The organism is Streptomyces sp. NPDC097619, from assembly GCF_040302735.1.
Classification (GTDB): domain Bacteria; phylum Actinomycetota; class Actinomycetes; order Streptomycetales; family Streptomycetaceae; genus Streptomyces.
Window position 1 is genome coordinate 57,249 of record NZ_JBEOSD010000024.1, and the last position, 12,773, is coordinate 70,021.

The 12,773-nt window shown below is 71.5% G+C and carries 14 protein-coding genes and 1 tRNA gene; 5 read left to right on the forward strand and 10 right to left on the reverse strand.

Features of this window, described 5'->3' with window-relative positions:
- The first annotated feature begins 63 nt into the window (after positions 1 to 63).
- On the forward strand, positions 64 to 1,146 hold the full coding sequence (gene corA, locus ABTZ17_RS09760; RefSeq protein ID WP_352195028.1) for a magnesium/cobalt transporter CorA: 1,083 nt from the start codon (positions 64 to 66) through the stop codon (positions 1,144 to 1,146).
- Between the two features lie 51 nt (positions 1,147 to 1,197).
- Here corA and ABTZ17_RS09765 read toward each other — a convergent pair whose 3' ends face one another.
- Entirely contained in the window at positions 1,198 to 1,764 is a 567-nt protein-coding gene (locus ABTZ17_RS09765; RefSeq protein WP_352195014.1) for a hypothetical protein, read from the reverse strand.
- A 324-nt stretch (positions 1,765 to 2,088) separates the two neighbouring features.
- Here ABTZ17_RS09765 and ABTZ17_RS09770 point away from each other — a divergent pair, with 324 nt between their 5' ends.
- Together ABTZ17_RS09770 and ABTZ17_RS09775 are read left to right on the forward strand one after the other, a co-directional pair.
- Complete coding sequence (locus ABTZ17_RS09770; protein ID WP_352195015.1) at positions 2,089 to 2,265, forward strand: hypothetical protein; 177 nt, start codon at positions 2,089 to 2,091, stop codon at positions 2,263 to 2,265.
- Between the two features lie 91 nt (positions 2,266 to 2,356).
- Positions 2,357 to 2,755 (forward strand): SHOCT domain-containing protein, encoded by a 399-nt coding sequence (locus ABTZ17_RS09775; protein ID WP_352195016.1) that lies wholly within the window; start codon positions 2,357 to 2,359, stop codon positions 2,753 to 2,755.
- Between the two features lie 68 nt (positions 2,756 to 2,823).
- On the opposite strand, the gene ABTZ17_RS09780 is transcribed toward ABTZ17_RS09775, so the two are convergent.
- The 6 genes from ABTZ17_RS09780 to ABTZ17_RS09805 all read right to left on the reverse strand — a co-directional run bounded on the left by ABTZ17_RS09780 (position 2,824) and on the right by ABTZ17_RS09805 (position 8,276).
- Positions 2,824 to 3,507, reverse strand: coding sequence for a response regulator (locus ABTZ17_RS09780; RefSeq protein ID WP_352195017.1), 684 nt, complete (start codon positions 3,505 to 3,507; stop codon positions 2,824 to 2,826).
- A gap of 90 nt (positions 3,508 to 3,597) precedes the next feature.
- Positions 3,598 to 4,275: a potassium-transporting ATPase subunit C gene (locus tag ABTZ17_RS09785; protein ID WP_352195018.1), complete on the reverse strand. Its 678-nt coding sequence runs from the start codon at positions 4,273 to 4,275 to the stop codon at positions 3,598 to 3,600.
- Positions 4,276 to 4,280: 5 nt separating this feature from the next.
- Positions 4,281 to 6,383 carry a potassium-transporting ATPase subunit KdpB gene (gene kdpB / locus ABTZ17_RS09790; RefSeq protein WP_352195019.1) on the reverse strand — a complete coding sequence of 701 codons (2,103 nt, stop codon included), beginning with the start codon at positions 6,381 to 6,383 and terminating at the stop codon, positions 4,281 to 4,283.
- A complete protein-coding gene (gene kdpA, locus ABTZ17_RS09795) occupies positions 6,380 to 8,044 on the reverse strand; it encodes a potassium-transporting ATPase subunit KdpA (RefSeq protein WP_352195020.1) in 1,665 nt (554 codons plus the stop codon). Before kdpA ends, kdpB begins: the two co-directional genes overlap by 4 nt.
- Positions 8,045 to 8,049: 5 nt before the next feature.
- Complete coding sequence (gene kdpF, locus ABTZ17_RS09800; RefSeq protein ID WP_352195021.1) at positions 8,050 to 8,139, reverse strand: K(+)-transporting ATPase subunit F; 90 nt, start codon at positions 8,137 to 8,139, stop codon at positions 8,050 to 8,052.
- The gene (locus ABTZ17_RS09805; RefSeq protein WP_352195022.1) at positions 8,136 to 8,276 is read right to left on the reverse strand and encodes a hypothetical protein; all 141 of its coding nucleotides are present in this window, start codon (positions 8,274 to 8,276) and stop codon (positions 8,136 to 8,138) included. The genes kdpF and ABTZ17_RS09805 overlap by 4 nt, the downstream gene beginning before the upstream one ends.
- 328 nt (positions 8,277 to 8,604) lie before the next feature.
- On the opposite strand from ABTZ17_RS09805, the gene metG reads away from it, so the two are divergent.
- Positions 8,605 to 10,326 carry a methionine--tRNA ligase gene (metG, locus tag ABTZ17_RS09810; protein ID WP_352195023.1) on the forward strand — a complete coding sequence of 574 codons (1,722 nt, stop codon included), beginning with the start codon at positions 8,605 to 8,607 and terminating at the stop codon, positions 10,324 to 10,326.
- Positions 10,327 to 10,394: 68 nt separating this feature from the next.
- Here the strand turns inward: metG and kilB are convergent, their stop codons facing one another.
- From kilB to ABTZ17_RS09825, 3 genes are all read right to left on the reverse strand, one after another.
- Positions 10,395 to 10,859, reverse strand: coding sequence for a plasmid transfer protein KilB (gene kilB, locus ABTZ17_RS09815; RefSeq protein ID WP_352195024.1), 465 nt, complete (start codon positions 10,857 to 10,859; stop codon positions 10,395 to 10,397).
- A 155-nt stretch (positions 10,860 to 11,014) separates the two neighbouring features.
- Positions 11,015 to 11,088 (reverse strand) — tRNA-Pro (locus tag ABTZ17_RS09820).
- A 96-nt stretch (positions 11,089 to 11,184) separates the two neighbouring features.
- Positions 11,185 to 12,123 carry a metallophosphoesterase gene (locus ABTZ17_RS09825; RefSeq protein ID WP_352195025.1) on the reverse strand — a complete coding sequence of 313 codons (939 nt, stop codon included), beginning with the start codon at positions 12,121 to 12,123 and terminating at the stop codon, positions 11,185 to 11,187.
- A gap of 68 nt (positions 12,124 to 12,191) precedes the next feature.
- Between ABTZ17_RS09825 and ABTZ17_RS09830 the strand changes: the two genes are divergently transcribed.
- The gene (locus tag ABTZ17_RS09830) at positions 12,192 to 12,656 is read left to right on the forward strand and encodes a GatB/YqeY domain-containing protein (protein WP_352195026.1); all 465 of its coding nucleotides are present in this window, start codon (positions 12,192 to 12,194) and stop codon (positions 12,654 to 12,656) included.
- The last annotated feature ends 117 nt before the right edge of the window (positions 12,657 to 12,773 follow it).

A 12,773-nucleotide genomic window follows, 5' to 3' on the forward strand; every position in this document is an offset into this window, starting at 1 on the left:
TCCGTCCGGCCGCGCCGGGGCTGCCACACTGTGCGGGAACCGCCGAAGGAGCCCGCCGTGTCGATGTTCAGCAACCTCCGCCGCGCGGTCCGCCGGAGCTACCGGCGGACCGTGGACCTCAGCCACCCCGCCCGTTCCCCGCTCGGCTCGGCCGTCGTCAACTGCGTGGTGTACCAGGACGGGGTGCGGCAGGACGGCTGCCACGAGGTCGAGGAGGCCGTCCGCCGGGTCCGCAAGAGCGGGGACGGGTTCGTCTGGGTCGGCCTGCACGAGCCCGAACAGGCCGAGCTGGCCGGTCTGGCCGAGCTGTTCGGACTGCACCCGCTGGCCGTCGAGGACGCCGTCCACGCCCACCAGCGCCCCAAGGTGGAGCGGTACGACGACATCCTCTTCTCGGTGTTCAAGACGGTCCGCTACGTGGAGCACGAGGAACTGACCGCCACCAGCGAGGTGGTGGACACCGGTGAGCTGATGGTGTTCACAGGCGCCGACTTCGTCATCACCATCCGGCACGGCGGGCACGGCTCCCTCGGTCCGCTCCGCGAGGTCCTCGAAGCGGAACCGCAGCAGCTCGCGAAGGGCCCGGCGGTGGTCCTGCACGCCATAGCGGACCACGTGGTCGACGACTACCTGGCCGTCACCGACGCCGTGCAGAACGACCTGGACGCCGTGGAGACGGTGGTCTTCAGCGAGCAGGGCAGCCGGGGGGACGCGGGCCGCATCTACCAGCTCAAGCGCGAACTCCTGGAGCTGCGGAGGGCGGTGGCCCCCCTGGACCGGCCGCTCCAGCTGCTGGCCGCGCAGCCGCTGCCCGTGGTCGACGCGGAGATCCGGCCCTACTTCCGGGACGTGGCCGACCACCTGGCCCGCTGCACCGAGCAGATCGCCTCCTACGACACCCTGCTCGACTCGATCCTCCAGGCGCACCTGGCCCAGGTCACGGTCGCGCAGAACGAGGACATGCGGAAGATCACCGCGTGGGCGGCGATCGTGGCCGTCCCCACCATGGTCTGCGGGGTCTACGGGATGAACTTCGAGCACATGCCGGAGCTGAAGTGGCGGTACGGGTACCCGCTGGTGCTCTGCGTCATCGCGGTGGCCTGCGGGCTGATCCACCGGGGCTTCCGCCGCAACGGCTGGCTCTGATCGGCCCGTTCGCTCCGGTGCCCGCCGCGGAGCGGGCCCGGGGCGGCCGGATCAGAGCAGCCCCGAGGCCCGGAACACGTCGCGCGCCGACTCCCGGTCGACGCGCTCCGCGAGCTGCCGCATCGCCGTGACCCCGCACAGCAGGGTGCCCGCCCGCACGGCGGTCCGGACATCGGCGTCCACCCGGTGCCACAGGGCCGGATTGCGCACCAGCACCCCCGGGTCCAGTTCCAGCCGCCGCCCGGCACCGTCCCGCAGCACCAGCCGCTGGGCCACCCCGTCGGCCCAGCGGACCGAGACCAGGGCGTCGGTGCGCACCTCGCGGGTGGTCAGCAGCCCCCGGGAGCTCAACCGGCCGGGGACGGCGGAGACGCGGGGCGGCACCAGGATCGCGAAGACCAGCAGGGCCAGGCCCGTCCACAGGGCGCAGCGGGTCGGGGCGAGGCGTTCCCCGAGCAGGTCCAGGACGGCCAGGGAGACCAGGAACAGTCCCGCCGCCAGTGCCGCCGTCCGGCGTTCCCCGGACCAGTGCTCGTCGTGCACGGCCCGCTCCGCGGGCCCGCGGAGCGCGGGGTCCGGTCCCGGCCGCGCGGTCGAGGAAGTTCCGCGTCGTCGCATGCCGTGAGGCTAGGGCCCGGACCCGGGCGCGTGGGCGGCGCTTGACGGGCATCTGACGGCTTGTTGACGGAGTCGATGCGTTGGCCCGCCCCGGGCGTCACGGGCTTCCCGTGAGTCGCCGGAGTGCACCCGGGCGGACCGGGGGCCGCATGGGTCGGGGCGCGTGGTGGAAGCATTCCGGAGGCGGACGGCAGCCGTCCGCGTCCGGTGGGGGTGGTTGTCGTGCGGGGAGCGGGCCGGTGCGGGCCGCCGTGGCGGGCGGGGCGGCGCACGGAGACCGACTGCGAGGTGTGCGGGGGTCCGGGTGGGCGCTGGGTGGGGAGCGTGGGCATGGAGGTGTGCGTCTCCTGCGACCGGAACGGTCCGGTCCCCGAGGTGCGCGCCGGGGGGCGTCCGCCGGGGCCCGTGGCGATCGCCGACGTGTTGGAGGAGGTCCTGGACGCGGCGGACGCGGCCTACCGGGAGCACGTGCGTCGCACCGCGCACCGCGGCCGGTGGTGATACGGGAGCATCTGTCCCGACATGCGAAGAGATTGCTCCGACGGTATGAATGAAGATCACGGCAGGTGATCGGCACCGATCGGAGTGGAGCATGGACGACTATCCGCTGCTCAATCTGTTCTGGACCATGTTGTGGATCTTCCTCTGGGTGATGTGGTTCTTCCTGCTCTTCAGGGTGATCACGGACCTCTTCCGCGACCACGAGATGGGCGGCTGGGCCAAGGCGGGCTGGCTGGTCCTGGTGCTGCTCCTGCCGTACCTGGGCGTGCTCGTGTACCTGATCGTGCGCGGCCGGAGCATGGCCGAGCGGGACCGCAAGCAGATGGCCGACCAGGAGAAGGCGTTCAAGGACTACGTCCGCGAGGCCGCAGGAACCCCGGGCGCCGCACCCAGCAAGGTCGACGAGCTCCACAAGCTGTCCGACCTGAAGGACAAGGGCGCCCTCACGCAGGAGGAGTTCGACCGGGCCAAGGAGAAGCTTCTCGCCTGACCGCCCGCTCCGCCCGGGTTCGTACGCGCCGCGGTCGCGGGACGGTGACCACCATCCCGCGACCGGGCTCAGGGCTCGAAGCGGTACCCCATGCCCGGCTCCGTGATCAGGTAGCGCGGGTGCGAGGGGTCCGCCTCCAGCTTCCGGCGCAGCTGGGCCATGTACACGCGCAGGTAGTTGGCGTTGTCGGCGTAGGTCGGCCCCCACACCTCCAGCAGCAGCTTGCGTTGGCTCACCAGGTGCCCCGGATGGGCCAGCAGGATCTCCAGCAGGTGCCATTCGGTGGGGGTCAGGCGGACCGCCCGGCCGCCCCGGGTGACCTTCTTCGCCGCCAGGTCCACCGTGAACTCCTCCGTGGCGACCAGCGGGGAGCGGTCCGCGGGGGCCGCGTCGGGGCGCCGGCGGGTCGCCGCCCGCAGCCGCGCCAGCAGCTCGTTCATGCTGAACGGCTTGGTCACGTAGTCGTCGGCGCCCGCGTCCAGGGCCCGTACCTTCTCCTCCGAGGTGTGCCGCGCCGACAGCACCAGCACCGGTATCCGGCTCCAGCCGCGCAGCCCCGCGATCACGTCGAGGCCGTCCATGTCCGGCAGCCCCAGGTCCAGCAGGACCGCGTCCGGCCGCCGGGCCGCCGCCAGCCGCAGGGCCGAGGCCCCGTCCCGCGCCTCGTCCACCTCGAACCCGCGCGCCTGGAGGTTGATCCGCAGCGCGCGCACCAGCTGGGGATCGTCCTCCACCACCAGTACCCGGGACATGCTCGCCACCACCCGGCCTTCCTGTCCGTCCTGCCCGTTCCCCGCCGGTGGTCGTCGCCACCGGCGCCCTTTCCGTTCCGGCGTCCCGGCTCAGCCCCGGAGCAGGGCCCGCAGCGCCGTGTTGAGCTCCAGGACGTTCACCCGGGGCTCCCCGATGAAGCCGAGCTGTCGGCCCTCGGTGTGCGCGGCCACCAGCTCCCGGACCCGCTCCACGTCGAGGCCGTTGCGCTCGGCGACCCGGTCGGCCTGGAGCCGCGCGTAGGCGGGGGAGATGTGCGGGTCGAGCCCGGAACCGGAGGAGGTGACGGCGTCCGTGGGCACGTCCGCCGGCGTGAGGCGGTGCCCCGGGGTGGAGTTGTCCCGGACCACGGCCGCCTTGGCCGCCTCCACCGACTCCAGCAGCTCGGGGCTGTCGGCGGCCCGGTTGGTCGCCCCCGACACCAGGAGCGAGTACCGGGTGTTGACGCCGTTGGTGCCGAGCCCGCCGGAGGGCCGGGGCTGGAACCACTTCAGATCCGGGCGGGCCGCCTCGTCGGGGTCCGCCGGGTCCTTCTTCGGGAGGTCGTAGCGCTGCCCGATCAGGGAGGAGCCGACGACCTTCCCGGTGTGGTCCTTGATCTCGGAGCCGTTCGCCCGCCCGCTGAGGAGGGCCTGGGCGACGCCGGTGACGGCGAGGGGGTAGAGGATCCCGCAGATGACGGTGAGGACGAGGAGGGCCCGCAGGCCGGCGCCGAGGAGGCGGGCCGTGGTGCCGAGGGTGTTGTTCATGTCGGTCAGCCGATTCCGGGGATGAGGGAGATGACCATGTCGATGAGCTTGATGCCGATGAAGGGGGCGATCAGGCCGCCCAGTCCGTAGACGGCGAGGTTGCGGCGGAGCATCCGGTCGGCGCTGGTGGGCCGGTAGCGCACGCCCTTGAGGGCGAGGGGGACCAGCGCCACGATGATCAGCGCGTTGAAGACGACCGCGGAGAGGATCGCGGACTCCGGGGAGGCCAGGCCCATGATGTTGAGCTTGTCCAGGCCCGGGTACACCACCGCGAACATGGCGGGGATGATCGCGAAGTACTTCGCCACATCGTTGGCGATGGAGAAGGTGGTCAGGGCCCCGCGGGTGATCAGGAGCTGCTTGCCGATCTCCACGATCTCGATGAGCTTCGTGGGGTCGGAGTCCAGGTCGACCATGTTCCCGGCCTCCTTCGCGGCGGAGGTGCCGGTGTTCATGGCCACGCCCACGTCGGCCTGGGCCAGGGCGGGGGCGTCGTTGGTGCCGTCGCCCGTCATCGCGACCAGCTTCCCGCCGGCCTGCTCCCGCTTGATGAGGGCCATCTTGTCCTCGGGGGTGGCCTCGGCGAGGAAGTCGTCCACCCCGGCCTCGGCCGCGATGGCCTTGGCCGTCAGCGGGTTGTCACCGGTGATCATCACCGTCTTGATGCCCATGCGGCGCAGCTCCTCGAAGCGCTCCCGCATGCCGTCCTTGACCACGTCCTTGAGGTGGATGACGCCCAGGACGCGGGCCCCGTCCCGATCGTGGACGGCCACCAGCAGCGGGGTGCCGCCGGCCTCGGAGATGCGGTCCGCGAGGGCCGCGGCCTCGGCGGTGACCTGTCCGCCCTGCTCCTTCACCCAGGCGATCACGGACCCGGCGGCGCCCTTGCGGGTCCGCTTGCCGTCCACGTCCACCCCCGACATGCGGGTCTGCGCGGTGAAGGCGATCCACTCGGCGTGGGCGAGCTCGCCCTGGTGACGTTCCCGGAGCCCGTACTTCTCCTTGGCCAGGACGACCACGGAGCGGCCCTCCGGGGTCTCGTCGGCGAGGGAGGACAGTTGGGCGGCGTCCGCCAGCTCCGCCGCGGTCGTCCCCTTCACGGGCACGAACTCGGCGGCCCGACGGTTGCCGTAGGTGATGGTGCCGGTCTTGTCGAGGAGCAGGGTGGAGACGTCGCCGGCGGCCTCCACGGCCCGCCCGGACATGGCCAGCACGTTGCGCTGCACCAGCCGGTCCATGCCCGCGATGCCGATCGCCGACAGCAGCGCGCCGATGGTGGTGGGGATCAGGCAGACCAGCAGCGCGGCCAGCACGATCATGGACTGCTCGGCGCCCGCGTAGACGGCGAAGGGCTGGAGGGTGACCACGGCCAGCAGGAAGACGATCGTCAGCGAGGCCAGCAGGATGTTGAGCGCGATCTCGTTCGGGGTCTTCTGCCGGGCCGCGCCCTCGACCAGCGCGATCATCCGGTCGATGAAGGTCTCGCCCGGCTTGGTGGTGATCTTCACGACGATCCGGTCGGAGAGCACCTTCGTGCCGCCGGTCACCGCGCACCGGTCGCCACCGGACTCGCGGATCACCGGCGCGGACTCGCCGGTGATCGCCGACTCGTCCACGGAGGCCACCCCCTCGACCACGTCGCCGTCACCGGGGATGGTGTCGCCGGCCTCGCAGACCACCAGGTCCCCGACCCTCAGGTCGGTGCCCGCCACGCTCTCCTCGCCGCCCGCGCCGGTCAGGCGCCGGGCCACGGAGTCCGTCTTGGCCTTGCGGAGGGTGTCGGCCTGCGCCTTGCCCCGGCCCTCGGCCACCGCCTCCGCCAGGTTGGCGAAGATCGTGGTCAGCCACAGCCAGGCGGTGATCGCCCAGCCGAACCAGTCCGTCGGATCCGTCACCGCCAGCACGGTGGTGACCACCGAGCCGACCAGCACCACGAACATCACCGGGGACTTGACCATCACCCGCGGGTGGAGCTTGCGGACCGCGTCGGGGAGCGACTTCAGCAGCTGCGCCGGATCGAAGAGGCCGCCGCCCACCCGCGGGCCCTCCGGCCCGCGGCCGGTGGGCACGTCCTGGTGCGGAGCCCTGGTGGGAGTGACGGTGCTCATGAGGCCAGTCCTTCGGCGAGCGGACCCAGCGCGAGGGCCGGGAAGTAGGTGAGGCCGGTGACGATGAGGATCGTGCCGACGAGGAGTCCGGAGTACAGCGGCTTGTCCGTGCGCAGGGTGCCCGCCGTCTCGGGGACGGGCTTCTGCTCGGCCAGCGACCCGGCCAGGGCCAGCACGAACACCATGGGCAGGAAGCGCCCCAGGAGCATGGCCAGGCCGATGGTGGTGTTGAACCACGGGGTGTCGGCGCTGAGCCCGCCGAACGCGGAGCCGTTGTTGTTGGCGCCGGAGGTGTAGGCGTACAGCACCTCGGAGAAGCCGTGCGCCCCGGAGTTCAGCATCGACTGCGGCGGGGTGGGCAGCGCCATCGCGGCGGCGGTGAAGCCGAGGACGAGGGCGGGGGTGACGAGGATGTAGCAGGCGGCGAGCTTGATCTCGCGGGTGCCGATCTTCTTGCCCAGGTACTCGGGGGTCCGGCCCACCATCAGCCCGGCGATGAACACCGCGATGATCGCCATGATCAGCATGCCGTACAGGCCGGAGCCGACCCCGCCGGGCGCGATCTCGCCGAGCTGCATGCCCAGCAGCTGGATCCCGCCGCCGAGGCCGGTGTAGGAGGAGTGGAAGGAGTTGACCGCGCCCGTGGAGGTCAGCGTGGTCGCCACCGAGAAGATCGCGGAGGCGCCGACCCCGAAGCGGGTCTCCTTGCCCTCCATCGCCCCGCCGGCCGCCTGGAGGGCCGGGCCGCCGTGGTGGAACTCCGTCCACATCATCAGCGCCGTGAAGCCGATCCAGATGGCGGCCATCGTCGCGAGGATCGCGTAGCCCTGCCGCAGGTTCCCCACCATCCGCCCGAAGGTCCGGGTCAGGGCGAACGGGATCACCAGGATCAGGAGGATCTCGAAGAGGTTGGAGAAGGGGGTGGGGTTCTCGAAGGGGTGGGCGGAGTTGGCGTTGAAGTAACCGCCGCCGTTGGTGCCCAGCTCCTTGATGACCTCCTGGGAGGCCACCGCGCCGCCGTTCCACTGCTGCGTACCGCCCAGGAACTGCCCCACCTGGTGGATCCCGGCGAAGTTCTGGATCGCCCCGCAGGCCACCAGCACGAGCGCGCCGACCACGGACAGCGGCAGCAGGATCCGTACGGTGCCGCGCACCAGGTCCGCCCAGAAGTTGCCCAGCTCGCCGGTACGGGACCGGGCGAAGCCCCGCACCAGGGCCACGGCCACGGCCATGCCCACCGCGGCGGACACGAAGTTCTGCACGGCCAGACCACCGGTCTGCACCACGTGCCCCATGGCCTGCTCACCGGAGTACGACTGCCAGTTCGTGTTCGCCACGAACGAGGCCGCCGTGTTGAAGGCCTGGTCCGGGTCGATGGACACGAAGCCCAGCGAGCCCGGCAGGACCCCCTGGAGGCGCTGCAGGGCGTACAGGAACAGCACGCTCACCGCGGAGAAGGCCAGCACCCCGCGCAGGTAGGCGGGCCAGCGCATCTCGGCGTCCGGATCGGCGCCGATGGCCTTGTAGATCCACTTCTCCGGCCGGTAGTGCCGCTCGGAGGAGTACACCCGCGCCATGTGGTCGCCCAACGGGCGGTACACCAGCGCGAGCACGACTATGAGTGCCGACAGCTGGAGCACGCCGGCGGTGACGGGACTCATCGCTGCTAGAACCTCTCCGGCTTGACGAGGGCGAGGACGAGGTACCCGAGCAGGGAGACGGCCACGATCAGGCCGACGATGTTCTCGGTGCTCACAGCTTGGCCACCCCCTTGGCGATGAGACCCACCAGCGCGAAGACCGCGACCGTGGTGAGGACGAAGGCCAGATCGGCCATCGCGAACTCCTGGAGACGAAGTGACGAAAGGATTCGGCCTGAGCGGCCGGACTCCATCTGACGCCCTCCGGAGCCCCCCTCCCCACCGTCTTGACGCCCCCCTGACGCCCCCCGCACCCGTATTGACGGGACCCTGACGCGAAGGCCCCGGAAGCACCCCCGCCACCGCCCCCGGCACCCGCGACGGGGCGCGCCCCGTCCCCCGGCGGTAAACGGCTCGCCGGGGCCGGTAGCGGGTTCGCTACGATGACGGCAGCCTGCGGACCGGCCCGCCACCCCCCGTGACCTCGGACACGAACAGGGCGGCCGTGCCGGCTGCGGCCTCCCGACTTGGGCCCGCCGCGGCACCGCCCGGCGCCGTACGTACGAAATGGAGCATCCAAGGATGGCTCGACACCTGGTCACCAGCGCGCTTCCCTACATCAACGGGATCAAGCACCTGGGCAACATGGTCGGGTCGATGCTTCCGGCGGACGTGTACTCCCGGTACCTCCGCCAGCGCGGTCACGACGTCCTCTACATCTGCGCCACCGACGAGCACGGCACCCCCGCCGAGCTCGCCGCGAAGGAGGCCGGCCTGTCCGTGGCCGAGTTCTGCGCGCAGGCCCACGAGGCCCAGAAGGCCGTGTACGACGGCTTCGCGCTCGCCTTCGACTACTTCGGCCGCAGCTCCTCGGAGCAGAACCGCGAGATCACCCAGCACTTCGCGCGGCAGTTGCACGCCAACGGCTTCATCGAGGAGCGTGCCATCCGCCAGGTGTACTCGCCGGTGGACGAGCGCTTCCTCCCGGACCGCTACGTCGAGGGCACCTGCCCGCACTGCGGCTACGACAAGGCCCGCGGCGACCAGTGCGAGAACTGCACCCGCGTCCTCGACCCCACCGACCTGATCGACCCCCGCTCCGCCATCAGCGGCTCCACGGACCTGGAGGTCCGCGAGACCAAGCACCTCTTCCTCCTCCAGTCCAAGCTGCAGGACGAGGTCGAGGCCTGGGTCGCCCGGCACGAGGACCAGTGGCCGCAGCTGTCCTCCTCCATCGCCCGCAAGTGGCTGACCGAGGGCCTGCACGACCGCGCCATCACCCGCGACCTCGACTGGGGCGTCCCGGTCCCCGCGGACACCTGGCCCGAGCTGGCCGCCGAGGGCAAGGTCTTCTACGTCTGGTTCGACGCCCCGATCGAGTACATCGGCGCCACGAAGGAGTGGGCCGACGCGGCCCCCGACGGCGAGACCCGGGACTGGAAGTCCTGGTGGTTCGAGGCCGACGACACGGTCCGCTACACCCAGTTCATGGCCAAGGACAACGTCCCCTTCCACACGGTGATGTTCCCGGCCACCGAACTCGGCGTGCGCGAGCCCTGGAAGAAGGTCGACGTCGTCAAGGGCTTCAACTGGCTCACGTACTACGGCGGCAAGTTCTCCACCTCGCAGAAGCGCGGCGTCTTCACCGACGCCGCCCTGGAGCTGCTGCCCGCCGACTACTGGCGCTACTTCCTCATCGCCAACGCCCCCGAGTCCGACGACTCCTCCTTCACCTGGGAGCACTTCGCCGCCACGGTCAACAAGGACCTCGCGGACACCCTGGGCAACTTCGTCAACCGCGTCCTGTCCTTCTCCCGCAAGCGCTTCGGCGACGAGGTCCCCGCGGGCAACCCGGCCGGCGAGGCCGAGACCCGCCTCGGCGAGGAGATCGCCGGGCTCCTCGCCGAGTACGAGGAGCACATGGACGCCCTCCAGTACCGCAAGGCCGCCGCGGCCCTGCGCGCCCTGTGGTCCGCGGGCAACTCCTACCTGGAGGAGAAGGCCCCCTGGCTGGAGATCAAGACCGACCCGGAGGGCGCGGCCCTGACCCTGCGGACCGCGATGAACCTCATCCACCTCTACTCGGTGGTCTCCGAGCCCTTCATCCCGGCCTCGGCCGCCGCCATGCGCGGCGCCTTCGCCCTGCCCGGCGACACCGCCACGTGGGTCACCCCCGAGGCCGCCCGCGCCCTGGACGCGGTCCCCGCGGGCACCCCCTTCACCGTCCCGCCGGTCCTCTTCGCCAAGATCCAGGAAGAGGACCTCGACGCCTACCGCACCCGCTTCGGCGCCGCCGCCAACTGACCCACCCCCGTGCCCCCTGCCCGGCCCACGGCCGCCCAGGGGGCACGGCCGTGTCCGGGGCTGCGCCCTCAGAGGTGGCGCTTCGCCGTCCGCACCAGCAGGTCGATGCCGTCGCGCGTCCGCACCCGCCGCCGGTCCAGCTCCGCCCGGTCCTCCGTCTTGTGGATGACCGTGATCTCGGCGAGCAGGCGCTCACCGGTGCTGCCCAGCTCCTCGTCGTCGGTGAGCATCTGCATGCGGAACAGGGCCTCCTGCGCCTTCGACCTGAGGTCGTACGCCCGGATCTGCACGCCCTCGGCGGGCTCCGGGGGCGGCTGCTCGTGCGTACAGAACCACAGGTGCAGGAGACAGCGCCGATAGTTGATCAACGCCGCCGCATAGGCCGTGTACGCGTCCAGCCGTTCCTGACGCAGCGTCTCGTCCCGAGTGAACCGATGGCCCTTCTCGGCGGTACGCCGTTGGACCTCCAGCGTGATCCCCGAACCGAGCAGGGTCCCCAGGACGGCGACGGCACTGGCGATGATGGCTTCCATTCCGGAAGAAGACCACGCCCGACGCCTCGGCGGGAGCCCCCTTCCCCGTCCTTCTCCCCGGGCACACGGCGCCACGGCCGCCCCACCCCCGGGAACGAGGAAAAACAGGTCAGCCGCCCACTCGATGAGTAGGCGGCTGACCTGCTGTTTCACTGTCGGGGTGGCGGGATTTGAACCCACGACCTCTTCGTCCCGAACGAAGCGCGCTGCCAAGCTGCGCTACACCCCGATCGCCGCTCCGGCCTTCGGCCCTTGCGACATCGATTACTCTAGCGGACCCTCGCCCGGAGACGAAATCCGGTTTCCGGGGGGCCCGGCGGCGGGGTCACTCCGGGGCGGTCAGGGTGAGGAGGGTGGCCTCCGGGGGGCAGGCGAAGCGGACCGGGGTGTAGCGGTTGGTGCCGCAGCCCGCCGAGACGTGGAGGTAGGAGCGGTGCCCGCCGGCCTCGCAGGTGGAGAGGCCCTTGACCCGCTTGGTGTCGAGGTCGCAGTTGGTGACCAGGGCGCCGTAGAAGGGGACGCACAGCTGTCCGCCGTGGGTGTGCCCGGCGAGGATCAGCGGGTAGCGGTCGGCGGCGAAGGACTCCAGGACCCGCAGGTAGGGGGCGTGGACCACGGCCAGGGTGAAGTCGGCGTCGCGGTCCGGGCCGCCGGCCACCTTCTGGTAGCGGTCCCGCTTGATGTGCGGGTCGTCGAGGCCCGTGAAGGCCAGGTCCAGGGAGGGGAGTTTCAGCCGGGCCCGGGTGTTGGTGAGGTCCAGCCAGCCCGCCTCGTCGAAGCCGTCCCGCAGCCCCTCCCAGGGGTTGTGCACGGCGCCCACCACGGGCTTGTTGCCGTTGAGGCCGTGCCGGCCCTGCACCTTCTCGATGAGGTAGCGGCCGGGATTGCGCAGCCGCGGCCCGTAGTAGTCGTTGGAGCCCATGACGTAGGCCCCGGGGAACTCCATCAGGGGGCCCAGCGCGTCCAGCACGTCCGGCACGCCCTCGGTGTCGGAGAGGTTGTCGCCGGTGTTGACGACCAGGTCGGGCCGGAGCCCGGCCAGCGACTGGAGCCAGCGCTTCTTCTTGTGCTGGCCGCGCACCATGTGGATGTCGGAGACCTGGAGGATCCGCAGCGGTCGGGCCCCCCGCGGCAGGACGGGAACGGTCACCCGGCGGAGCCGGAAGGATCGGGCCTCGAATCCGGCGGCGTAGGCCACCCCCGCGGCCCCCACCGCGGCGATTCCGGCGGTGACTTTGAGCGGTACTCCGTAGCGCGCGTGCATCCGCCCATGGTCGCAGACGCGGAAAAAGGGTTGGGCACCCATGGCCGGGCACCTGGCACACTCGTGCCATGACCACGCTCAAGGCCAGACTCCAGGAAGACCTCACCACCGCCATCAAGGCGCGCGACGAGCTGCGCTCGTCCACGCTGCGCCTCACCCTCACCTCCATCACCAAGGAGGAGGTCGCGGGCACCGTCGCCCGTGAGCTCTCCGATGACGAGGTGCTGAAGGTGATCGCGAAGGAGGCGAAGAAGCGCCGCGAGGCCGCGGACGCCTTCGCGCAGGGCGGTCGGCCCGCGCAGGCCGAGCGTGAGACCGCGGAGGGCGAGGTGCTGGCGGAGTACCTGCCCAAGCAGCTCACCGACGAGCAGCTGGTCGAGATCGTGGCCCAGGCGGTGGCCGAGGCCCGTGCCGCGGGTGCCGAGGGGCCGCGGGCCATGGGTGCCGTCATGAAGATCGTGAACCCGAAGGTGGCGGGGCTGGCGGAGGGCGGCCGGGTCGCCGCCGTCGTCAAGCAGCAGCTGTCCTCGTAGCGCGTCGCGAACGAGTCGAAGGGGTGGGGCGCCCGGCGGCAAGAGGCCGGGGGCCCCCCCCCGGGGGGGGGTGGGCCGGGGGGGGAGGCCGGGGGGGGGGGCCGCCGGGGCGCCGGG